Source organism: Streptomyces sp. NPDC094034 (genome assembly GCF_040303865.1).
Classification (GTDB): Bacteria; Actinomycetota; Actinomycetes; order Streptomycetales; family Streptomycetaceae; genus Streptomyces.
Window position 1 is genome coordinate 41,393 of the sequence record NZ_JBEOUD010000020.1, and the last position, 21,064, is coordinate 62,456.

General features: G+C 70.8%; 20 protein-coding genes and 1 pseudogene. 15 read left to right on the forward strand and 6 right to left on the reverse strand.

Annotated elements, in window-relative coordinates:
• Window positions 1-29: 29 nt before the first annotated feature.
• A complete protein-coding gene (locus ABTZ59_RS19375; RefSeq protein WP_503003143.1) occupies window positions 30-740 on the reverse strand; it encodes a TetR/AcrR family transcriptional regulator in 711 nt (236 codons plus the stop codon).
• 46 nt (window positions 741-786) lie between these two features.
• On the opposite strand from ABTZ59_RS19375, the gene ABTZ59_RS19380 reads away from it, so the two are divergent.
• From ABTZ59_RS19380 to ABTZ59_RS19390, 3 genes are all read left to right on the forward strand, one after another.
• Window positions 787-1,779 (forward strand): aldo/keto reductase, encoded by a 993-nt coding sequence (locus tag ABTZ59_RS19380; RefSeq protein ID WP_351403117.1) that lies wholly within the window; start codon window positions 787-789, stop codon window positions 1,777-1,779.
• Window positions 1,780-2,053: 274 nt separating this feature from the next.
• A complete protein-coding gene (locus ABTZ59_RS19385) occupies window positions 2,054-2,257 on the forward strand; it encodes a cold-shock protein (protein WP_041994569.1) in 204 nt (67 codons plus the stop codon).
• Between the two features lie 199 nt (window positions 2,258-2,456).
• Window positions 2,457-2,882 carry a pyridoxamine 5'-phosphate oxidase family protein gene (locus ABTZ59_RS19390; RefSeq protein WP_351403133.1) on the forward strand — a complete coding sequence of 142 codons (426 nt, stop codon included), beginning with the start codon at window positions 2,457-2,459 and terminating at the stop codon, window positions 2,880-2,882.
• A 21-nt stretch (window positions 2,883-2,903) separates the two neighbouring features.
• On the opposite strand, the gene ABTZ59_RS19395 is transcribed toward ABTZ59_RS19390, so the two are convergent.
• Window positions 2,904-3,539, reverse strand: coding sequence for a histidine phosphatase family protein (locus ABTZ59_RS19395; RefSeq protein WP_351403138.1), 636 nt, complete (start codon window positions 3,537-3,539; stop codon window positions 2,904-2,906).
• A 261-nt stretch (window positions 3,540-3,800) separates the two neighbouring features.
• Here ABTZ59_RS19395 and ABTZ59_RS19400 point away from each other — a divergent pair, with 261 nt between their 5' ends.
• On the forward strand, window positions 3,801-4,064 hold the full coding sequence (locus ABTZ59_RS19400) for a type B 50S ribosomal protein L31 (protein WP_351403152.1): 264 nt from the start codon (window positions 3,801-3,803) through the stop codon (window positions 4,062-4,064).
• Between the two features lie 124 nt (window positions 4,065-4,188).
• Here ABTZ59_RS19400 and ABTZ59_RS19405 read toward each other — a convergent pair whose 3' ends face one another.
• Entirely contained in the window at window positions 4,189-4,647 is a 459-nt protein-coding gene (locus ABTZ59_RS19405) for a MarR family winged helix-turn-helix transcriptional regulator (RefSeq protein ID WP_351403176.1), read from the reverse strand.
• Window positions 4,648-4,809: 162 nt separating this feature from the next.
• On the opposite strand from ABTZ59_RS19405, the gene ABTZ59_RS19410 reads away from it, so the two are divergent.
• Together ABTZ59_RS19410 and ABTZ59_RS19415 are read left to right on the forward strand one after the other, a co-directional pair.
• Window positions 4,810-6,030: an MFS transporter gene (locus tag ABTZ59_RS19410; protein ID WP_351403188.1), complete on the forward strand. Its 1,221-nt coding sequence runs from the start codon at window positions 4,810-4,812 to the stop codon at window positions 6,028-6,030.
• Between the two features lie 172 nt (window positions 6,031-6,202).
• Window positions 6,203-7,027, forward strand: coding sequence for an aldo/keto reductase (locus tag ABTZ59_RS19415; RefSeq protein WP_351403196.1), 825 nt, complete (start codon window positions 6,203-6,205; stop codon window positions 7,025-7,027).
• 6 nt (window positions 7,028-7,033) lie between these two features.
• Here the strand turns inward: ABTZ59_RS19415 and ABTZ59_RS19420 are convergent, their stop codons facing one another.
• Both ABTZ59_RS19420 and ABTZ59_RS19425 read right to left on the reverse strand, forming a co-directional pair.
• Window positions 7,034-7,906 carry a ThuA domain-containing protein gene (locus tag ABTZ59_RS19420; RefSeq protein WP_351403200.1) on the reverse strand — a complete coding sequence of 291 codons (873 nt, stop codon included), beginning with the start codon at window positions 7,904-7,906 and terminating at the stop codon, window positions 7,034-7,036.
• Window positions 7,907-8,128: 222 nt separating this feature from the next.
• On the reverse strand, window positions 8,129-8,836 hold the full coding sequence (locus tag ABTZ59_RS19425) for a FadR/GntR family transcriptional regulator (RefSeq protein ID WP_351403205.1): 708 nt from the start codon (window positions 8,834-8,836) through the stop codon (window positions 8,129-8,131).
• A gap of 211 nt (window positions 8,837-9,047) precedes the next feature.
• Here ABTZ59_RS19425 and ABTZ59_RS19430 point away from each other — a divergent pair, with 211 nt between their 5' ends.
• The 4 genes from ABTZ59_RS19430 (at window position 9,048) to ABTZ59_RS19445 (ending at window position 14,398) form a co-directional block, all read left to right on the forward strand.
• Window positions 9,048-10,343 carry an SLC13 family permease gene (locus tag ABTZ59_RS19430; protein ID WP_351403211.1) on the forward strand — a complete coding sequence of 432 codons (1,296 nt, stop codon included), beginning with the start codon at window positions 9,048-9,050 and terminating at the stop codon, window positions 10,341-10,343.
• A 62-nt stretch (window positions 10,344-10,405) separates the two neighbouring features.
• Window positions 10,406-11,866, forward strand: a complete 1,461-nt coding sequence (locus ABTZ59_RS19435) for an acyl-CoA synthetase (RefSeq protein ID WP_351403215.1) — start codon at window positions 10,406-10,408, stop codon at window positions 11,864-11,866.
• On the forward strand, window positions 11,859-13,271 hold the full coding sequence (locus ABTZ59_RS19440) for a carboxyl transferase domain-containing protein (protein ID WP_351403223.1): 1,413 nt from the start codon (window positions 11,859-11,861) through the stop codon (window positions 13,269-13,271). The genes ABTZ59_RS19435 and ABTZ59_RS19440 overlap by 8 nt, the downstream gene beginning before the upstream one ends.
• A 95-nt stretch (window positions 13,272-13,366) precedes the next feature.
• Window positions 13,367-14,398 (forward strand): DUF2510 domain-containing protein, encoded by a 1,032-nt coding sequence (locus tag ABTZ59_RS19445; protein WP_351403228.1) that lies wholly within the window; start codon window positions 13,367-13,369, stop codon window positions 14,396-14,398.
• A 68-nt stretch (window positions 14,399-14,466) separates the two neighbouring features.
• On the opposite strand, the gene ABTZ59_RS19450 is transcribed toward ABTZ59_RS19445, so the two are convergent.
• Window positions 14,467-15,006 (reverse strand): cupin domain-containing protein, encoded by a 540-nt coding sequence (locus ABTZ59_RS19450; RefSeq protein ID WP_503003149.1) that lies wholly within the window; start codon window positions 15,004-15,006, stop codon window positions 14,467-14,469.
• Between the two features lie 181 nt (window positions 15,007-15,187).
• Between ABTZ59_RS19450 and ABTZ59_RS19455 the strand changes: the two genes are divergently transcribed.
• From ABTZ59_RS19455 to ABTZ59_RS19475, 5 genes and pseudogenes are all read left to right on the forward strand, one after another.
• Entirely contained in the window at window positions 15,188-15,709 is a 522-nt protein-coding gene (locus tag ABTZ59_RS19455; protein WP_351403234.1) for an RrF2 family transcriptional regulator, read from the forward strand.
• A complete protein-coding gene (locus ABTZ59_RS19460) occupies window positions 15,706-16,728 on the forward strand; it encodes a DsbA family oxidoreductase (protein WP_351403238.1) in 1,023 nt (340 codons plus the stop codon). The genes ABTZ59_RS19455 and ABTZ59_RS19460 overlap by 4 nt, the downstream gene beginning before the upstream one ends.
• 624 nt (window positions 16,729-17,352) lie before the next feature.
• Window positions 17,353-18,984, forward strand: a complete 1,632-nt coding sequence (locus ABTZ59_RS19465; RefSeq protein WP_351403243.1) for an ABC transporter substrate-binding protein — start codon at window positions 17,353-17,355, stop codon at window positions 18,982-18,984.
• Complete coding sequence (locus tag ABTZ59_RS19470) at window positions 18,981-20,048, forward strand: ABC transporter permease (RefSeq protein ID WP_351403252.1); 1,068 nt, start codon at window positions 18,981-18,983, stop codon at window positions 20,046-20,048. Before ABTZ59_RS19465 ends, ABTZ59_RS19470 begins: the two co-directional genes overlap by 4 nt.
• Window positions 20,045-20,929 (forward strand): annotated as a pseudogene (locus tag ABTZ59_RS19475) (ABC transporter permease); the annotation flags it as partial. The gene ABTZ59_RS19470 and the pseudogene ABTZ59_RS19475, both read left to right, overlap by 4 nt.
• Window positions 20,930-21,064: the final 135 nt, after the last annotated feature.

Genomic DNA, 21,064 nt, shown 5'->3' on the forward strand with positions numbered 1-21,064 from the left:
TGGAAGCGATGGGGGGCGGCTGTGAGCCGTCAGCCGTCAGCCGGAGGTTCGGGCAGACCGGCGGCCAGCTGGGCGAAGACGCGCCGGAAGATGTCCGGGAAGGTGGCTTCCGGGCCCTGCGCGCACCAGTGCTCGACGGCGACCCGTACGGCCGTCGTGCTGACGGCGGCGAGCAGCCGGGGGTAGAGCCCGAGCGCCGAGGTGTCCGGGACATGCGCGCAGGGCCCCGGCCGACGGGATACCCGCTCGCCCTCCGCCGTACGGAACGCGGGTGCGCCGAGCCGTTCCGCGATGGCTTCGGCCAGTTCGAGTTCCTCGGTCATATGGGCGCCCATGCCGCGCACGAGCAGATGCGGGGAGCGTTGCAGCACCGCGGCCCGCAGGTCCCAGATCTCGCGCTGCCCCTCCACCACGTCGGCCAGTTCGGTGGCGAGCGCCTCGGTGACGGCGTCGAGCGCGGTCACCGAGGCCGGTGCTTCGCGCACCGCGCGCCGTACCCGCTCGCCGATGCCCCGGTCGATCATGACGAACGCGTCGTCATGGCTGTCGAAGTAGTTGAAGAATGTACGCGGAGAGACCCCCGCGGCTTCGCTGATCGCCTCGACGGTGACATTCTCGGCGCCGTGCTCGACGGCGAGCCGCACCGCCGCCTCGGCCAGCGCCGCTCGCGTGGCCTGCTTCTTGCGCTCGCGGAGACCCGGCGTCGCACCCTCACTTCTCACATCTTGCAGGGTATGCAAAAGTGCATGATCCGCAAAATTTATTCCTCGGCGCCCGCCTCGTAACATGATCCGTATGGAGCAACGCGCACTGGGTAAAACAGGACGAAACGTATCCGTCGTAGGTCTGGGAACCTGGCAGCTGGGCGCCGACTGGGGCGAGGTGGCCGAATCGGACGCTTTCGCCGTCCTGGACGCGGCCGTGGAATCGGGCGTCACCTTCTTCGACACCGCGGACGTGTACGGCGACGGCCGCAGCGAGCAGCTCATCGGCCGCTATCTGAAGGGCCGCCCGGACGCCGGGGTGTTCGTCGCGACGAAGATGGGCCGACGGGCCGACCAGGTCCCGGAGAACTACATTCTGGACAACTTCCGCGCCTGGAACGACCGCTCACGGGCCAATCTCGGCGTGGACACCCTGGATCTCGTACAGCTGCACTGCCCGCCCACGCCCGTCTACACGTCCGACGCGGTCTTCGACGCGCTCGACACCCTGGTGGCGGAAGAGCGGATCGCCGCCTACGGCGTGAGCGTCGAGACCTGTACCGAGGCGCTCGCGGCCCTCGCGCGCCCCGGTGTGGCCAGTGTCCAGATCATCCTCAACCCCTTCCGGCTCAAGCCGCTGGAGGAGGTACTGCCCGCCGCCCGGGCGGCGGGGGTCGGCATCATCGCGCGCGTACCCCTCGCCTCCGGCCTGCTGACCGGGAAGTACACCGCGGACACGGTCTTCGCCGCCGACGACCACCGCTCGTACAACCGGCACGGCGAGGCCTTCGACCAGGGCGAGACCTTCTCCGGCATCGAGTACGGGACAGGACTGGAGGCCGCCGCGGAGTTCGCCGGACTGGCACCCGAGGGCGCCACCCCGGCCGCCACCGCGCTGCGCTGGATCGTTCAGCAGCCCGGCGTCAGCAGCGTCATCCCCGGTGCCCGCTCCGTCGAGCAGGCGCGCGCCAACAGCGGGGCGGCGGCCCTCCCGCCGCTGTCGCCGTCGACCCTGGCGGCGGTCCAGGAGCTCTACGACCGCCGGCTGCGCGCCTCGGTCCATCCCCGCTGGTAGCGCCCATGCCCCCGGGGGCCTGCTGGCGAACGGGTGATCGTGGGCCGTTCGCGCTCCGATTACACGGCACAGGCGCAAGAGTTGGTCGTTTCTGTGGCTGTATCGCTTCGCGCCATGTAGCGTCTTGATCAGCTGTCGTGGTTCCGAAGTACCGCTCGCCCGTGACGTGCCGTCACGGGCGTTTGTGCTGTTCAGCGTCTCTGCGGACCAAGGCGATCACCTCCGGTTCCCGTACGGTGCGGGAATCTTGCGTCCCTTGAAACGGAGACTCAGCATGGCCAGTGGAACAGTGAAGTGGTTCAACTCGGAAAAGGGCTTCGGCTTTATCGCCCAGGACGGCGGTGGCCCCGACGTGTTCGCGCACTACTCGAACATCGCCACGTCCGGCTTCCGTGAGCTCCAGGAGGGCCAGAAGGTCACCTTCGACGTCACGCAGGGCCAGAAGGGCCCGCAGGCGGAGAACATCCTTCCCTCGTAACACACCGCTGTCCCAAGGGCTCTGAGCAGCCCCGGTGGTCGGCACGGAACAAGAGGGCGTCGGCCCGGCGGAGCTTCTTTCCGCCGGACCGGCGCCTTTGTCGTTACTCCGCGGGTGAAACGGGGGAGGGCTTGACCGTGCCGGACGACCGTCGCGCGACGGAAGCGGAGGGGCCGGCCCGAGGGACGGAGGAGTTTCGGTGGCACTGACCCGACAAGAGCGCGAGCTGTTCCTGGCCGAGCCGCGTATCGCCGCGCTCGCGGTGGCGGCGGCGGAGGGGCGGGCTCCGCTCACGGTGCCGATCTGGTACCAGTACCGGCCGGGCGAGGACATCTGGATCATGACCGGACGGGACTCGCGCAAGGGCCGGCTCATCGCCGCGGCGGGCCGCTTCACCCTGATGGTCGAACGCACCGAACCCACGGTCCGCTATGTCTCGGTCGAGGGTTCGGTGACCGCGACGGAGCCGGCCACCCGCGAGGCGCTCCACGAGATCGCGTCCCGCTATGTCGCCGCGGACAAGGTCGACGCCTATGTCGACTTCGCCTCGTCCGAGCACGGCGAACAGGTCGTCGTCCGGATGCGGCCCGAGCACTGGCTCTCGGCCGACCTCGGACAGCTCTGAGGACCGCTGGGCCGGGCGCGGTCAGGCCACGTTCTCCTTCTCCCGTGCGGCGCGCAGCACGCTCTCGGGGATCGCGAGATTCCAGGCGGTGATCACCGGCCGGTCGTGCTCCGTGCCGAGGCGGGAGACGGTCCCGGTGGCGAGAAGGAACAGGGCTCCCGAGGCCGGGGGCAGCCCGAGATAGCGCGCGGTGAGCACCCGCAGGAAGTGGCCGTGCGAGACCAGGGCGACATCGTCACCCGAGCGCAGCCCCTCCAGGGCCTCGGTGAGCACCCGGTCGGCGCGCTGCCCGACATCAGCGGGGCTCTCGCCGGGCCGGCCGTCGGGACCGGGGACGGTGCCGTCGGTCCACAGCTCCCAGCCGGGGCGCGTGCGATGGATCTCGGCCGTGGTGATGCCCTCGTAGCCCCCGTAGTCCCACTCGCGCAGATCCGGCGCGGCGCGGACCGCGTCGAGACCCGCCAGCCGTGCGGTGCGGCGGGCCCGAGCCATCGGGCTGACGAGTGTGAGGCCGATCCGGCGCTCGCCGAGAAGGGGCGCCAGGGAACGGGCCTCGCTCTCGCCGCGCTCGGTCAGCGGCAGGTCGGTGTAACTGGTGTGCTGCCCGGACAGGGACCAGGCGGTCTCTCCGTGCCGTACCAGGATCAACTCACCCATGGGTGCCGCCCACTTTCCTGTTCTCCGCACTCCGCCACCGGAGCCGTCGCCGGCGGTCGTCGGCCCGGACGGCCCGCCCGTGCCGTGGGGAGAACTCGGCGGGCCGCGAGCGCATTCCTCGGCGGGCCGCGGGGAGCCCGTCACGCCCAGTGTCCCCTGTCGCGGCGCCCGGGACATCGCGGGGAATGCCGAGAGGGCTCGTCGTGTTACCTGGATGTGCGACTTGATGGAAACGATATCCATCATGAGGAGGGAGTTCCTATGAAGCCTCGTATCCACCCCGTCTCCCGTCCGGTCGTCTTCCGGGACCGCGCGGCGGGTACCGCGTTCCTGACGCGCTCGACCGCGGACTCGACGCGGCGAGTGGAGTGGGAGGACGGCAACACGTACCCCGTCATTGATGTGGAGGTCTCCTCCGCGAGTCACCCCTTCTACACCGGGACCGGCCGTGTGTTCGACACCGCCGGCCGGGTGGAACGGTTCGAGCGCCGCTACGGCGCCTCCGGCGGCACGAAGAAGAGCTGACGCCCCAGAGCCGGTCCGCGTATGTGGCGCGGGTGCACGACCTGTGTGAGAAGAGCCGGACGAAAACCCGACCAGGGTTTCCGTCCGGCTCTCTGTTTGCCGGGGCGGGCGTCCCTGGGGCGGGTCAGCCGGCGGTCCGGGGGGTCTTCACGGTCCTGACCAGGGCGGCCAGCTCGGGGACCTTCGCCGCCTCGTCGAGCGCTTCCCGCAGCGCCGCGTCATTGGTGGGGCGTGCCTCGGCCAGCAGCCGCAGCCCCGCCTCGCTGACATTGGTGTAGATCCCGCGGCGGTCGGTCGGGCACAGATAGCGGGTGAGCAGTCCGCGGTCCTCCAGCCTGTTGACCAGCCGCGTGGTGGCGCTCTGGCTGAGGACGACCGCGTCGGCGACCTGCTTCATCTGGAGATGGCCGCCCTCGCCGTCGTGCTGACGGCTGAGGACATCGAGCAGGGAGTACTCACGGACGCTCAGACCGTGCCCGGCCTGCAACGCGCGCTCGATATGCCCCTCGATCCTGCCGTGCAGCAGCGAGAGGGCGCACCAGCCCTGGGCGAGCCCGGTGAGCGCGGTGTCCGTGGCGGTCATGGCTTCCTCCAGCGGGAGATGAGGGCGGGTGGCGGCGGGACGCGTTCCCGTACCCCAGGATAGGGCACATTCGCAATATAGCGCGCTTGCAATTAATCGGCGTCTGCAAGTATTGTCAACGCTTGTAACGCGCTCACGCAAACGTTCTGGAAGGTCATATCCATGCCACTCGCCCTCCTCGCCCTGGCCATCGGGGCATTCGGGATCGGCACCACCGAATTCGTGATCATGGGGCTGCTCCCCGAGGTGGCCGCCGACTACGGCGCCACCATCCCCACCGCCGGACTGCTGGTCACCGGCTATGCCCTCGGAGTCGTGCTGGGCGCCCCGCTGATGACCGTCCTCGGCACCCGGATCCCCCGCAAGCGGATGCTGATGGTGCTGATGGGGCTGTTCGTGGTGGGCAATGTGCTCTCCGCGCTCGCCCCGAGCTTCGGACTCATGCTCACCGGGCGCGTTGTCGCGTCGCTCGCCCATGGAGCCTTCTTCGGCATCGGATCCGTCGTCGCCGCCGGTCTCGTCGCCCCGGAGAAGAAGGCCGGCGCCATCGCCATGATGTTCACCGGGCTGACCGTCGCCAACGTCGTCGGCGTGCCGTTCGGCACCTACCTCGGCCAGAGCGCCGGCTGGCGGGCCACCTTCCTCGTGGTCGCCGGACTCGGGGTCCTCGGCCTCGCGGGCATCGCGAGGCTCGTACCGGAGCAGCCACGGCCCAAGGGCGTGCGAGTACGACATGAGCTCGCCGCCTTCCGCAACGCGCAGGTGCTGCTCGCCATGGCGATGACCGTCCTCGGCTTCGGCGGGGTCTTCGCCGCGATCACCTACATCACACCGATGATGACCGAGACCGCGGGCTTCGCCGACTCCTCGGTCACCTGGCTGCTGGTGCTCTTCGGCGCCGGCATGGTCGCCGGGAATCTGATCGGCGGCAGGTTCGCCGACCGCCGACTGATGCCGCTGCTGTATGTGTCCCTGGGCTCACTCGCCGTGGTGCTCGCCCTCTTCACCTTCACCGCGCACAACAAGATCGCGGCGGCCGTCACCCTCACACTGATCGGCGCCCTGGGCTTCGCCACCGTACCGCCGCTCCAGAAGCGGGTCCTCGACCAGGCGTCCGCCGCGCCCACGCTGGCCTCCGCCGTCAATATCGGCGCTTTCAACCTCGGCAACGCGCTGGCCGCCTGGCTCGGCGGCATCGTCATCGCCGCCGGGCTCGGCTACACGGCGCCGAACTGGGTCGGCGCCGCGCTGGCCGGCTCCGCCCTCGTCCTGGCGATCGTCTCCAGCGCCCTGGAGCGCCGTACACCGACCACAGCGGAGACGGTCACCGAGGCGGCTGACCCACGGCGGCCCGAGCGAGTCACCACCGCCGCGTCGCACTGAGCGAACTCTCCCGTACGGGCGCGCCATGGACCGCCACAGCGCGCGGTGCCGACGGCGTCGTTACGTTGGAAGTCGGTGTGCCCCGCTTTCCGCCCATGCCCGGCATCGCCCCCCCCGCATCGCCCACCCCCGCAGTGCCCCCCCCAGTGAATCCGCGAAGAAGAGGAACGCCATGAATTCCGTCCCCAACGCCGTACTCAACAACGGCGTCAGGATGCCGCGGCTCGGCTTCGGTGTCTTTCAGATCGGCGACGAGGAAACCACCGGCGCGGTCCGCACCGCGCTGGAGATCGGCTACCGCAGTATCGACACCGCCGCCGTGTACCGCAACGAGAACGGTGTCGGCCGCGCCATCGCCTCCTCAGGACTGCCCCGCGACGAGCTCTTCATCACCACCAAGCTCGGAAACGACGACCAGGGGTACGACTCGACGCTCGCCGCGTTCGACGCGAGCCTCGCCAAACTCGGCCTCGAACGGGTGGATCTGTATCTCATCCACTGGCCCACCCCGGCACGCGACCGCTATCTCGACACCTGGCGCGCGATGGAGAAGCTGCTCGCCGACGGCAGGACCCGCGCCATCGGTGTGTCCAACTTCCAGCCCGCCCATCTCCAACGTCTGCTGGACGAGACCGGGATCGTCCCCGCCGTGAACCAGATCGAGCTGCACCCCGGTCTCCAGCAGGAGGAGTTGCGGGACTTCCACGCCCAGCACGGCATCGTGACCGAGGCGTGGAGCCCGCTGGCACAGGGTGCCCTCCTCCAGGAGGAGGCGGTCACCGAGATCGCGGGGCGGCACGAGAAGACGCCCGCGCAGGTGGTGCTGCGCTGGCATCTTCAGCTCGGGAACATCGTCATCCCCAAGTCGGTCACCCCCGCGCGGATCCGCGAGAACATCGACCTCTTCGACTTCGAGCTCTCCGCCGGTGACATGGCCGCGCTCGGCACGCTCGACCGCGGTCTGCGTACCGGACCGGATCCCGACACCCTCAACTGACCACCCTCAACTGAGCGGGGCCGGTGCGGGAGCCCCGGCCGTCACACCGCCCAGCCACTTCAGTCCGTCGATGACGAACCGGTTCTGGACCTCGTTGCCGAACGTCCACGACAGTGTGGTGCCCGACCCGTAGTCCATGGCGTTGTGGCCGAAGTTGGTGTACAGCATCCGGTAGTTCATGTTGGACCACACGATCGGGTAATACCCGCTGTACCAGGACTGGTTGGGGTCCGTGCCCAGTGGGAAGCTCACCGGATCGACCGAGGCCAGGATGTCGATAGCGGGGTTCTTCCTGAGGTCGTTCGTCCAGCTGTACCACTCGCTCACGGCCGAGGTGAAGGTCGCGGGCAGCCTGCTGGTCGAGGGATGGGTACGGTTCTCGGTCCGCAGCACGGCGGTGGTCGGGCCCCAGGTGTTGGACTTGAACCCACCGCTGCCCAGGAACTCGTTGTGATACCAGGGCCACTTCTGGGCCTCTGTGGTGAACGCGGAGACATGGAAGCCCAGCCAGGCTCCACCGGCCCGCATGTACTGCTCGAACCCGGTGCGTTGCGCCGCCGTCTGCGGCAAGTCGTCCAGGAACAGCACCACTTGGTAGTCCCGCGGGGTGGTGCTGGTCAGGCGATTCCAGTTGTTGGTCGACTCGTAGGAGAAGTTGTTGGCGGCGGCGGTCCTGGGGAACCACTCGTTCGCTTCCTGGACGAAGCTGATGTGGGCGGCGTCCCAGGTGCCGTTGTAGAAGGCGAGCACCTTGAAGGCGGGCGCGGTGGGTGACTGCGCCCGTCCGACGCCGGGCACCGCGACCAGTCCGAGCAGCAGGGCGAGCAGTACGAGCAGGCGCGACGAGCCGTGCGCCGTAGGGGACTTGAGCATGGTCATTGTGACGATCCTTCCCGCGCCCGTTCGCTGAACGGAGGCGCATGGAATGTGGGGGATGTCGCGCACATGACAGTAGGAAGCGCTTGCTGGTCGATTTAAGAAGTGAAGCAACGCCATGTCAAGGCTTTGGTATGGACCAGCGGCCGGCCGCCCGTGGTGCCAGGGATGACGGTGGTGTCAGGGATGACGGTGGTGTCGGGGGTGACGGTGGTGTCGGGGGCGTCAGGCGTTCTCGTCCGGGTTCCACTCCAGCAGGCGGACCTTCGCCACGGTCCGCACATGGCGCCGCATCGCGGCCGCGGCGGCCTTGCCCCGCCCGCCCTCGATCGCGTCGAGGATCGCGCGGTGCTGCGCCAACGACCGCTTGGGACGGCCGGGCTGGCGCAGGGACTCGTTGCGGCTCTCGGCGATCTGCTCCGTGATGGAATTCATGAACTCGGCGAGCAGCGCGCTGTGGGCGGCGGCGGTCACCGCGGTGTGGAAGAGCCGGTCGCCCTCCACTCCGTAGCCGCCCGCCTCGATCTCGTCGGACATCTGGTGCAGCGCGTCGTGCAGCGCCGCCAGATCCAGTTCGGTGCGCCGCTCGGCGGCGAGTTCGGCGAGCTTGGTCTCCAGCGCCTCGCGCGCCTCCAGCACATCGGGCAACCGCCGCTTGCGCTCCACGAGTCGCTCGACGGGCTCGGGATCGAGGCCTGCCCGGGTCAGATAGGTGCCGCCGCCGTGCCGTACCTCGACCAGACCCTGGACCTCCAGGACGACGATCGCCTGCTTGACGGAGGCGCGGCTCACCCCCAGCCGCTGTGCCAACTCCCGCTCGGGGGGCAGTCGATCGCCCGCTCCGAGGTCGCCCTCGCTGACATAGCTGCGCAGTCGGTCGAGGACCTGCTCGTACAAACGCGGCCGGGCCATCGGCCGCAGTGCGTCGGACATCCGGACCCCCCATCGCTGCCCACTGTCTCGCGATCCTGTGCGCGCCCAGCCTAACACCGAGCGGTCAAGTGGCTGAGCCAATTCCTGTCCTATCCCTTGACGCTCGCCCCGGCCGGCCGTCAATGTGGTCCAGCCACTTGGCCAGTCGTCCAGTCAGCCAGTCGGCCAATTCCCCGCTGATTCAAGGGACCCAGGGACGGGAGCCCGCGCAATGTCCGCCGAACTGATCTCGATCCTCGTACTCGCGGTCGTCTTCGTGATCGCCACCACCCGCTCGATCAATATGGGCGCGCTCGCCTTCGCCGCCGCGTTCGGCGTCGGAGGACTGGTCGCCGGTCTCGACGCCGACGGTATCTTCGCGGGCTTTCCCGGCGATCTGTTCGTGGTGCTCGTCGGCGTCACCTATCTCTTCGCGATCGCCCGCGCCAACGGCACCACCGACTGGCTGGTCCATGCCGCGATACGGCTGGTCCGCGGCCGGATCGCGCTGATCCCCTGGGTGATGTTCGCGATAACCGGCGCGCTGACCGCCATCGGGGCCGTCTCCCCGGCCGCCGTCGCGATCGTCGCGCCGATCGCGCTCAGTTTCGCCGCCCAGTACGGGATCAGCCCGCTGCTGATGGGCGCCATGGTCGTGCACGGTGCCCAGGGTGGCGGCTTCTCGCCGATCAGCATCTACGGTTCGATCGTCAACGGCATCGTGGAGCGGGAGAACCTGCCGGGCAGCGAGCTCACCCTCTTCCTCGGCTCGCTCGTGGCCAATCTCGTCATCGCCGGGGTCGTGTTCGTACTCTTCGGCGGACTCAAGCTCTCCGGCAGGCGCGGCGAGCCCGGTGGTGCGGAGTCCGCGCGCGAGGGCGAGGAGCGCGAGGGCGAGCGGGAGCCGGAGGGGCAGCGGGGAAGTGTCCGGCTCACCCCCGCCATCGGTGCCACTCTCGCCGCGCTGGTCGCGCTCGTCGTCGCCGTCCTCGGCTTCGACCTCGACGCCGGGCTGTCCTCGCTGACCCTCGCCGTACTGCTCAGCACTGTCTGGCCGGACACCAGCCGCAGGGCCGTGGGCGAGATCGCCTGGCCGACGGTCCTGCTGATCTGCGGTGTCCTCACCTATGTCGGTGTCATGGAGGAGATGGGCACGATCGACTACGCAGGGAACGCCGTCGGGGACATCGGGATCCCGCTCCTCGCCGCCGTACTGCTCTGCTACATCGGCGCGATCGTCTCCGCGTTCGCCTCGTCCGTCGGCATCATGGGCGCGCTCATCCCGCTCGCCGTGCCGTTCCTCGCCCAGGGCGAGATCGGGGCGATCGGCATGATCACGGCGCTCGCCATCTCGGCGACGGTCGTCGACGTCAGTCCGTTCTCCACCAATGGCGCGCTGGTGCTGGCCGCCGCGCCCGATGTGGACCGTGAGCGTTTCTTCCGGCAGCTCATGGTGTACGGAGGGATGGTGGTGGCGGTGGTACCCGCCGTGGTCTGGCTGGTACTCGTGGTGCCAGGCTTCGGGTGAGCGCCGCGGCCGCAACGACCGCGATGCTCGGCCAAACTCGTCAACAGCAAGGAGAACGACGCGTGTCCCCTCTCTTCCCGGCCCTCGCCGCGCGTTCGGATCGCCCCGCACTCCGCTTCGGCGACCACGCTCTCACCTATGCCGAACTGGCGGACGCGGCCGGTGCCCTGGCGGCGCGTATCGCCGGTGAACGGCGGATCGCGGTCTGGGCCACCCCCACGCTCGGCACGGCCGTGGGGGTGGTGGGCGCGCTGCTGGCCGGGGTCCCCGCCGTCCCCGTCAACCCCAAGAGCGGCGAGCGCGAGCTGGCGCACATCGTCGCGGACAGCGCGCCCACCCTGGTCGTCGCCGAGCCGGATGCCATCCTTCCGCCCGCGCTGGCCGGGCTGGCACGCATGGACGCGACAGCCGGCGGCGGGGACGACGCGGCCACGGAACACCCGCGGACCGACGCCTTCCCCGAGCTCTCCCCGGAGGCGCCCGCTCTGATCGTGTACACCTCCGGCACCACCGGACCGCCCAAGGGCGCCGTCGTACCGCGCCGCGCCATCGCCACGAACCTGGACGCGCTGGAGGACGCCTGGCAGTGGACCGCCGACGACGTACTCGTCCACGCACTGCCGCTCTTCCATGTCCATGGGCTGATCCTCGGTATCCTCGGCCCGCTGCGCCGCGGCGGGTTCGTCCGCCATCTGGGCAGGTTCGACACCGAGGGCGTCACGCGCGAACTGTCCTCGGGCGCCACGATGCTCTTCGGCGTACCGACGATGTACCACCGCATCGCCGAGGCGCTCGCCACCGATCCGGCGCTCGCGAAGGCGCTGGCCGGGGCGCGCCTGCTGGTGTCGGGCTCCGCCGCGCTGCCCGTGCACGACCATGAACGGATCGCCGCGGCGACCGGCCGGCGGGTCCTCGAACGGTACGGCATGACGGAGACCCTGATGAACACCAGCGTGCGGGCGGACGGCGAGCCGCGCGCCGGGACCGTCGGGGTACCACTGGGCGGTGTCGAACTGCGGCTCGTCGACGAGTCGGGTGTCGCGTTCGAGGCGTACGACGGCGAGACGGTCGGCGAGATCCAGGTACGCGGCCCGAATCTCTTCACGGAGTATCTGAACCGGCCCGACGCCACCGAAGCCGCCTTCACCGACGGCTGGTTCCGCACCGGGGACATGGCGATCCGCGACCCCGACGGCTATGTCCGTATCGTCGGCCGCAAGGCCACCGACCTGATCAAGAGCGGTGGGTACAAGATCGGCGCGGGGGAGATCGAGAACGTTCTGCTGGAGCATCCCGGGGTACGGGAGGCCGCGGTGACCGGCGAGCCCGACGCGGACCTCGGCGAGCGGATCGTCGCCTGGATCGTCCCGGCCCATGCCGAAGCGCCGCCGTCCGCACAGGAGTTGGCCGATCATGTGGCGGCGCAGCTCGCCGCGCACAAGCGGCCACGCACCGTACGGTATCTGGACGCCCTGCCCCGCAATGACATGGGCAAGATCATGAAGCGCGCGCTCCATGGCTGAGCGGCCGAACGCGCGCGAGGCCATCGCCACCGTCGTCGACGAGGGCGCCTTCACCGAACTGCCCGCACCCCAGGGCGTGTCCGCGCCGGACGGGCCGCTGGGATGGGAGGGGTACGACGCCTCGCGCGCCCGCGCCGAGGAACGTACCGGGGAGAAGGAGTCCGTCGTCTGCGGCACCGCACGGATCGGCGCGGTCGAAGCGGTGCTGATCTCCTTCGAGTTCGGCTTCCTCGGCGGCTCCCTGGGGGAGCGCACCGGCGATCTGCTCGAAGCCGCGTACACCCTGGCGCGGGAGCGGGGGCTGCCGGTCGTCTCGCTCATCGCGACCGGGGGCAGCCGGATGCAGGAAGGGATGCGCGCGCTGCTCCAACTCCAGCGCGTGGCACGACAGTCCGCCCTGACCCGGGAAGCGGGACTGCCGCAGCTGGCGGTTGTGCGCGACCCGACGACCGGCGGTGGCTGGGCCACGCTCGGAGCGGGCGCCGATGTCGTACTGGCGCTGCCGGGCGCCCAGATCGGTTTCGCGGGCTCGCGCGTGCGCCCCGCGGACGCCGATCCGTACGCCTACACGGCCGAGGCGCAGCTCGCCGCGGGCCATATCGACGCGGTGGTGGTCCGGCACGAGCTGCGCGCCACCGTCGGCCGCTGGCTGAACCTGCTCATGGGAGGCGTACGGGACGCCGCGCCGTGCGCCGCCCCGCCTCCGGACGGGCTGGGCAGCGCGGGGCTCCCGGCCACCGGATGGGAGGCCGTACTTCAGGCTCGTGTCCCTCAACGTCCCCGGGCCGCCGCGTACTTGGACGCCTACTTCGCCCACCGCGAGGCGATCGGCGGAGACCGCTGCGGTGGTACCGACCCCGGGATGCTGTGCGGATTCGGCCGACGCGAAGGGCGGACGGTCGCATACGCGGCGCAGTGCGGCACCGCCACGCTCCCGGCCGGCTATCGCACGGCCGCCCGGCTGGTGCGGCTCGCGGGCCGGCTGGGTATCCCCGTACTGACGCTGGTGGACACGCCCGGTGCGGCCAATGACGCGGAGGCGGAGAGGGCGGGAGCGGGCAGCGCCATCGCGGACCTGTTCGCGGCCATGGCCACCTCCCCGGTCCCCGTCACCACGCTGCTGATCGGCGAAGGCGGCTCCGGCGGTGCGCTGGCCCTGTCGGCGCCGGACAACACCTGGGCCACGCCGGACAGTTACTTCTCCGTCATCGCGCCGGAACTGGCGGCGGCGATCCTCAAACGCGCCCCGGATGAGGCCCGGGTGACGGCCGACCAGCTCCGGCTGCGCCCTCAGGATCTGGTGTCCCTGGGGGTGGTACGAGGGATCGTGCCGGGGCCGGGGCCGGGGCCGGGGCCGGGGCCGGGGCCGGGGCCGGGGCGGGGGCCACGGCCGGGAGAGGCGTGAGGCGTGAGGCGTGAGGCGGTACGGTACGGCCCACGACGGGGGATTCTCATGGCCCTCTCACAAGCTTTTCAGACAATGTGCTTAAGGTGAGGGCTGTGACGTACACAACTCCGCCCGGCTGGCATCCCGACCCGGGGCACACAGGTGAAGGACCACGCCAGGAACGCTGGTGGGACGGTTCCGCGTGGACCGACGAAGTCCGCGCCGCCCCGCCCGCCGAGTGGGATCCGCCCGCCTCGGTGCCCCCTCCGGCGGCGCCCCCCGCCGCCGGGCTCTCCCCCGAATCACCCCACCCGATATCGCCGTATCCGATACCGCCGTACCCCTCGACACCGCCGCCCGGCACACGGCGCGGCGGGCGGCGGATGGCGATCGGCGCCATCGCCGCGGTCGTCGCGGTGGCCATCGCGGGAGGTTTCTATCTGCTCGGGCGCGACAGCGGTGGCGACAACGAGGCGGGCCAGGCGGGCTCCGGCCCGTCCGCCGCCCCCTCGCGGCCCGGCCAGCAGAGCCCGGCGCCCGACGGCCCGCGAGACGGCGGCCCCGGCGGTGAGAACGGCGGGCCCCAGCAGCAGCCGCAGACGGAGGACGGCTATGCCACCGACGCGGCCAGCGGGATCAGCATTCCGGTACCGGACGGCTGGACCGGTGAATCCGGGACCATCGGGGCCGGGGTGACGACCGGGAAGTACGAGTGCCCCGGGGACACCTCGCAGAGCTGTGTGCGCGGCGGGGTGTTCTCCGCTCCCGCGGCCGCCCTGAAGGTCGACGCCACCACGGCCAAGGCGGCGGCCGAGAAGGACATCGAGGTCAACGCCGAGGAATCCTACGGCGGCACGATCTACGGAGACATCTCCTCGCACCAGCAGCTGAAGTCGGAAGAGGTCACCGTCGCCGGGCAGAAGGGCTATCTGGTGCGGTGGAAGGTCGTCACGAGCAAGGGGGACGACGGCTATGTGCAGTCGCTCGCCTTCACCTCGCCGACATCACCGGAGCTGATGGTCCTCGTACGCTCCGGATTCGATGTCAACGACAAGGCACCGAAGCTGACCGTCATGGACGAGATCACCAAGGGGATCAAGGCGGCGGCGGGCACCGGTTCGGGAGGCAGCGGCCAGGGGGTCTGACCGCCGACGTCCACGCTTCCGCACCGGGCGGGCCGCTCCGAGCGGCCCGCCCGGTGCCGGCTTGCGCGTCAGTTCCTGGGCCGGCTCGCGTCCGGGTCGCGGCCCAGGACGTAGAGCTCGGGCAGATTGACCACGATCGCCTCCTGCGTGCTGCGGGCGATCACCACCACGGCCTCGTCGTCCGGGCTGGGGTTCTCCTCACGATGCGGGACGTACGACGGTACGAAAATGTAGTCACCGGGCGAGGTACGGATCCGGATCTCTTCCGGCGTACCGCTGGAGTCGTCCAGGAACACGAACTCCGGGTGCCCCTTCACCACATGGATCGCCGTCTCGGAGGCGCCATGGTGGTGGTTGGAGGACGCGGTGTCGGGCGCCACATGTGTCTGGCCCATCCAGATGCGCTCCGAGCCGACGGTGGATCCGCTGATCGCGGCGAAGCGCCGCATGCCACCTGTCTGCGCGGTATCGCCGTCGAGCGCGTCCGCACGGATGTGATGCAGCCGCGCGCGCAGCGGCAACGCACCGCGCGCCGTACCGTGTTCATCGTCGTGGTCCTGGTCCGGAAGGTCGGGATGGAACGCGTCGTGCTCGGTGTGCGAGGCCATGGAGATCCTGCTCTTCGGTGCCGCGGGCCGCGGGGGTGTGGTCCCGGCGCCGACCGTAGAGAGCGCGGCGAATGGATGTCAAGATGTGTCCATTACCGCCGAGCAGGCCGTTCCCGGTTGCCGGCCGGTGCTTCAGCGGATGTTCGAGCAGGCAGGGAACCCCCTCGGGAGAAGGTCGCACATGCAGATCTCGGCGAAGGCGGACTACGCGGTGAGGTCGCTCGTAGAACTCGCCGCCGACAGCGGACGACCCCTCACCTGTGAGGGCATCGCCTCCTCCCAGGACATCCCGTTCCGCTTCCTCAAATCGGTCTTCCGCGATCTGCGGCAAGCCGGTCTGGTCCGCAGCCGGCGGGGCTGTGAAGGGGGTTACTGGATCGGCCGCGACCCGGCCGCGATCAGTGTCGCCGAGGTCATGACGGCGGTGGACGGGGAATTCCTCACCCTGCGCGGCGCGCGCCCCGACACGCTGACATACCCCGGCGCGGCCCAAGGACTGCCGGACCTGTGGCGCGCCGTCGAGGCCGCCGCGCAGGCGGTGCTCGGGCGTACCACCATCGCGGAACTCGCCACGAAGGGGGCGCGGGAGGACGGCGCGGGCCGGGAGCCGACTCGGGAGCCGCGTCGGGAGCCGGGTCAGGAGCCGGGCAGCGAAGGCGGTCCGGCGCGCGATGTCTCCCCGACCGTATCCGCGTCCGCATGACGCCGGATGAGGTGATCCGCGAGACGCCGGAGTCGGTCCGGGTGGCTTCCGACACGATCCGTGCCACTCCTCGTGCGGACCGGCCGCTGGTCTCGGTCACCGAGTTCACCGACCCGGCCTGCCCCTGGGCCTGGGGCTCCGAGCCGGTGTTCCGGCTGCTGAGACTCACGCTCGGATCGCGCGCCCACTGGCGGCCCGTCTTCGGCATCCTCTTCGACGAGGACGACGACCCGGCCCCCGACCCGGCGGCCGAGGCCCGCTGGTACGAGCGGTTCATCCGCGAGGTCACGGTCCACACGGACGCGCCCTGCGCACCGAGGCTGCGCTGGCTGACCCGGTCCAGCCTGCCCGCCTCGCTCGCCGCCAAGGCCGCCGGGTCCCAGGGCCCCGAGGTCGCCGAGCGGGTGCTGCGCCGACTGCGGGAGAGCACGTTCGTCCTGGGGGCACCCGCCGACACTCCGGACGGAATCCGCGGTGTGGTACGGGGCGTACCGGGCCTGGACAGTGACCGCTTGCTGCGCGAACTGGCCGCCCGGGAGACCAGGGACGCGGTACGCGCCGACTGGGCCGAGACTCGTCGGCCTATCCCGGAAGTGCTCGGCCTCGAAGGGCCGGGACCGCATCCCGGCGGTGCCAAGGAGGCCGGGGACCACCGCCGTTACGCGCTGCCGACGCTGCTGTTCGACGGTCCGGGCGGCCGGGTGTGCGTACCAGGTTGGCAGCCCCCGGAGACTTATCTCGAAGCCGCTCGTACGGCGGCCGGGGACCGGCTCCCCCTCACCCCCGTACGCCTCCCCGCCGCGGCCGCGCTGGAGCGCTGGCGCAGTCTGACGGGACCCGAACTCGCCCTGCTCACCGAGGAGTCGACGGCCCCCGCCGAGGCCGTGCGCGTCGACACCGGGCATGGCCCGCTGTGGCTGCATCCTGACGAGGCGCATGCCCGTGAGCAGTCCTCGTTCGCGGTGAAAGCGCAGGTCGCCGGGGTCTCGGACGATGAGACACCAAGAGGTGTCCATTGACAGCGCCTCGCGGGACCGTGAGGATACTGGGCATGCGTTCGATGCATCCTGCCGTGGTCTGCCGCTACGTGGATTACCTGCGTACCTCCAGCGCCCTCTGTCGCTGACCGACCTGTCGAGGCCGGCCTTCCGAGGCCCTCGGCACCCCGGCCCTGCCCCGCTCCCCGGCGGCGCCCCCCGGTAACCCCGGGACACGCGACCGCGTGATGGGCCGGGGACGTACGCCGGTTTCCTCCGCCGGGCCCGTCGTCCTTCCTCGTCCGGGACTCTTTCGTCCGGGACTCTTTCGTCCGGCGCCCGGCCGGTGGCACTTCGCTCCGAGAACGGACTCTCCCGAGTCGCCGTACCCGCCCCGATGCCGCGGCGGTGCACGGCGTCGCCGCTCGTGCGCCACCGCGCCCCCGGCCCGCCCGCGCCGACCAGCGCGCCGCGCAACTCCCCTGACTCCATGGTCCGTTGCCCGGCCGCTTGCGGGTGGCCGTTTCTGTCCGACGCGGGCCCTCCCCGCCCTCCGCCCGTGTCCCGCCCGCTCCTCTCCCGTTTCGCCGGGGCCTCGCCCAGGCGTCCCACGGCCCCGCCCGCGTACCCGAGTGCACCGGTACGGCCCAGAAAGGTGGCGCACCCATGCCGATCCTCCGCACCCCTTCCACCACCGCCGGCGCGGACCGCCCGGCCACCGCACCGCCGTCCGCTCCGCCGTCCGGTTCCGGCCCCGGCACCGATCCAGGCCCCGCCCCCGGCCTCGGACGGCGGTCGTTCCTCGGACTCTCGCTCGGCGCGGGCGCCGCACTCGCCCTCACCGCCTGCGCAGGCGGCACCACCTCGTCGGCCGGCGCTCAGGGTGCCACCCTCAAATGGGGCTGGAACCTGACGACTTCCTGGGATCCGGTCACCTCCTCCGCCGGCTGGGACGTGCACTCCCTCTCCCTCGTCTACTCGGGGCTCACCACACTCGACCAGGCCGGGAACGCCGTTCCCGCCCTGGCCACCTCATGGAAGTACAACGCCGAGGGCACCGTCGTCACCTTCGCCCTCCGCCAGGGGCAGAAGTTCAGCGATGGCACCCCGATCGACGCCACCGCCGTGAAGAAGAGCCTCGAACGCGGCCGGGACCACGAGAAGTCTCTGGTCGCCTCGCAACTCGTCGGCGTCGAGCGGATCACGGCCGTCGACGCCCGCACCGTCGAACTGCGGCTCACCGAGCCCGACTTCCAGATACCGCTGCTCCTCGCCGGGAAGACCGGGATGATCGTCAACCCGAAGGTCTTCGAGAGCGACGCCGCGAGCCTCGCCACGGAGCCGGCCGGCTCCGGGCCGTACACCCTGGTCTCGTACGTCCAGAACTCGAAGGCCGTGCTGCGCCGCAACCCGGACTACTGGGACGCCGGCCGTGTCAAGATCGAGAACTTTGAGCTCTATCCGCTCCCCGAGCCGTCGACGGTGGTCGCCGCTCTCACCTCGGGGCAGTACAACGTGGCGCAGATACCCGGCCGTCAGGTGGAGGCGGCCAAGGCCGCGGGCCTGGAGGTCCAGGTCATCCCCTCCATGGTGGTGGCCGTGCTCGATGTCCATATCGGCAAGGAGCCCTACACCAACCCCGATGTGGTCCTGGCGCTGAAGTACGCCATCGACCGCGAGGAACTGGTCAGGACCGCGTCCTTCGGGCATGGCGACGCCACCCGTCAGCCGTTCCCCCAGGGCTACGCGGGCCATGACGACGCCCTGGACGAGCTCTACCCGTACGACCCCGAGAAGGCGCGGGAGCTGCTGGCGAAGGCGGGCCATGCCGATGGGCTGGAGATCACGCTGTCCGCCCAGAACGCCGAGGGCGTACCGGAGCTGATCCAGGCTCAGCTGAAGAAGGTCGGCATCACCGCCACGATCGAGACCGTCCCGGCGGCCCGCGCCACCCAACTCGTCTATGTCCAGCGGAGCAAGGCGCTCTACGTCGACCAGTTCGCCGGGCGCGAGTCCGCCACCCAGGGCTTCCAGGTGCTCTTCGGCAAGGAGGGCCTGATGAACCCGGGCCGTACCACCTCGCCGGAGCTGGAGAAGGCGCTCGACGAGGTCCGCCGCACGCCGCTGGACGCGCCCGACTATCCGGCCGTTCTCCAAAAAGCCACCGGGATCGCCGTACGGACCATGCCGAATGTCTTCCTCTACACCACGCCGCGCATCCTGGCGCGCAATCCCAAGGTCTCCGAGATCCCCGCGTACACCGTCGTCCAGCGGTTCGAGGGGGTCACCGTCTCATGACCGCGCCCGTACTGGCGGGGCCGTCGCGCCCCGCGCGGCTCGCGCGCGGGGGCGCCGTACGCCGACGGCTCGCCGGGGCGCCCCGGCCGCTCGGCCGGCTGCTCCTCACCACCGCCACGGTCTTCGTAGGAGCCTCGCTCCTCACCTTCGCCCTCGGTGCCCTGTCCGACGCCAATCCGGCCGCGGCCGTGCTCGGCGACCAGGCGACCCCGGCCGATATCGCCCGTATGGAGGCGCGGTTCGGCCTGGACCGGCCGCTGTACGCGCAGTATCTGAGCTGGCTCGGCCACGCGCTCACCGGCGATCTCGGGGTCTCGTGGTTCACCGGCGTCCCCGTCGCGGACAGCGTCGCGCAGGCGCTGCCGGTGGATCTGTCCATCGCGGGGCTTGCCCTGCTGCTCGCCGTACTGATCGGCGGTGGGGCCGGTATCGCCGCCGCGCTGAACAGCGGCGGACGGATCGACCGGGCCGTTACGCTCGTCTGCTCGGTCCTCGCCACACTGCCGCCCTTCCTCATCGGGATCGTGCTGATCGTCGTCTTCGCGGTGCAGCTCGGCGCACTGCCCACCGGCGGGTACGTACCGCTCGGGCAGAGCCCGGGGGAGTGGCTGCGGTACGCGCTGCTCCCCGCGTTCGCCCTCAGCCTGGACGCGGCCGCGTCCCTCGCCCGGCAGCTGCGGACCTCGCTCGTCGGGGCCCTGCGCGAGAACTATGTGACCGGCGCCGAGATGCGTGGTTTCTCGGCGCGGCGCGTGCTGTTCGGCCATGTCCTGCGCAACGCGGCGGGACCCGCGCTCTCCGTCCTCGGGGTGAGCGTGCCCGTGATCCTGGGCGGCGCGGTGGTCACCGAGAAGATCTTCAATCTGCCGGGAATCGCCCAGTTGTCGCTCCAGTCCGCCGAGCAGCACGACATCCCCGTCATCCAGGGAACGCTGCTGGTGACCGTCGCCGTCGTGCTCGTCGCCAACATCGGTGTCAACGCGGCGCTCAGCGCGCTCAACCCGGCGGCCCGCGGGGGCGCGGGCGGCGGCCGTGGCGCCGCCGCGGAAGGCGGGGCGTCATGAGAACCCTTCGCCGCACCTGGCGGCTGCCCTCGGCCCGGATCTCGCTGGCCGTGCTGGCCCTCGTCGGGCTGCTGGCGGTCGCGGGCGGCGCCCTCGCCCCGCACGATCCGCTGGCCCAGCACCCGGTGGACATGCTGCACGGACCCAGCGCCGCGCACCCGCTCGGGACCGACTACCTGGGACGTGATGTCCTCAGCAGGCTCCTGGCGGGCACGGGAAGTTCGATCGTCGGCGCCCTGGAGGCCGTCGGGGCGGCGATGCTGATCGGAATCGTGCCCGGGATCGCCTCCGTATGGCTCGGCAGGACCGTCGAATGGACGGCGCAGCGAGCCGCGGACACCTTGATGATCATGCCGTTCACGGTCTTCGCGATCGCCGTGGTCGGCGCGCTGGGCAACGGTATGCACCAGGCGATGCTGGCGCTGGGCGTGCTCTTCGCCCCGCTGTACTTCCGGGTGACGCGCGCGGCGGTGCTGGGCCTGAAGCAGGCTCAGTACGTCGAGGCGGCGGAGCTGATGGGCGCGAGCCGCTGGTGGATCCTGCGCACCCATGTCTGGGGCAAGATCCTGCCCACGGTGGCCGTCACGACGGCCCAGGCCGTCGGACAGGCGCTGCTGGTGGTCGCGTCCCTGACCTTCCTGGGGCTGGGTGTCCAGCCGCCCGCGCCGACCTGGGGCGGGATGCTCGCGTCCGACCTGGGTTATCTGGCGCAGCAGCCCTGGGCGCCGCTGATCCCGGGCGCCGCGATCATGATCACGGTCGGCGCTCTGAACATTCTCGCGGACGCGATACGCGACAGCGGCGCGGCGGCCGGCGATCCCCGGGTGCCGGCCCGGGCCCCGTCCCTCGGGACAGCGGCTCCGGTGCCGTCGGTGGGGGCGGCGGCTCCGGTCCCGGTCGCGCTACCGCATCAAGTCCCGCAGCGGGAGGGCGAGTTGACCGACGCATCGACCGACGAATCGACCGGTGAGTTGACCGACCCCGCCGCCTTCCCGGCGGGCCCCGCTCCCCGTACC

Coding starts and splice junctions, on each gene's coding strand:
- ABTZ59_RS19440 (WP_351403223.1), top strand. CDS start 11,859: ATGGCTGAGCGGCCGAACGCGCGCGAGGCCATCGCCACCGTCGTCGAC.
- ABTZ59_RS19405 (WP_351403176.1), bottom strand. CDS start 4,647: ATGACCGCCACGGACACCGCGCTCACCGGGCTCGCCCAGGGCTGGTGC.
- ABTZ59_RS19420 (WP_351403200.1), bottom strand. CDS start 7,906: ATGACCATGCTCAAGTCCCCTACGGCGCACGGCTCGTCGCGCCTGCTC.
- ABTZ59_RS19470 (WP_351403252.1), top strand. CDS start 18,981: ATGACCGCGCCCGTACTGGCGGGGCCGTCGCGCCCCGCGCGGCTCGCG.
- ABTZ59_RS19400 (WP_351403152.1), top strand. CDS start 3,801: ATGAAGCCTCGTATCCACCCCGTCTCCCGTCCGGTCGTCTTCCGGGAC.
- ABTZ59_RS19380 (WP_351403117.1), top strand. CDS start 787: ATGATCCGTATGGAGCAACGCGCACTGGGTAAAACAGGACGAAACGTA.
- ABTZ59_RS19450 (WP_503003149.1), bottom strand. CDS start 15,006: ATGGCCTCGCACACCGAGCACGACGCGTTCCATCCCGACCTTCCGGAC.
- ABTZ59_RS19415 (WP_351403196.1), top strand. CDS start 6,203: ATGAATTCCGTCCCCAACGCCGTACTCAACAACGGCGTCAGGATGCCG.
- ABTZ59_RS19460 (WP_351403238.1), top strand. CDS start 15,706: ATGACGCCGGATGAGGTGATCCGCGAGACGCCGGAGTCGGTCCGGGTG.
- ABTZ59_RS19410 (WP_351403188.1), top strand. CDS start 4,810: ATGCCACTCGCCCTCCTCGCCCTGGCCATCGGGGCATTCGGGATCGGC.
- ABTZ59_RS19425 (WP_351403205.1), bottom strand. CDS start 8,836: ATGTCCGACGCACTGCGGCCGATGGCCCGGCCGCGTTTGTACGAGCAG.
- ABTZ59_RS19465 (WP_351403243.1), top strand. CDS start 17,353: ATGCCGATCCTCCGCACCCCTTCCACCACCGCCGGCGCGGACCGCCCG.
- ABTZ59_RS19395 (WP_351403138.1), bottom strand. CDS start 3,539: ATGGGTGAGTTGATCCTGGTACGGCACGGAGAGACCGCCTGGTCCCTG.
- ABTZ59_RS19430 (WP_351403211.1), top strand. CDS start 9,048: ATGTCCGCCGAACTGATCTCGATCCTCGTACTCGCGGTCGTCTTCGTG.
- ABTZ59_RS19385 (WP_041994569.1), top strand. CDS start 2,054: ATGGCCAGTGGAACAGTGAAGTGGTTCAACTCGGAAAAGGGCTTCGGC.
- ABTZ59_RS19455 (WP_351403234.1), top strand. CDS start 15,188: ATGCAGATCTCGGCGAAGGCGGACTACGCGGTGAGGTCGCTCGTAGAA.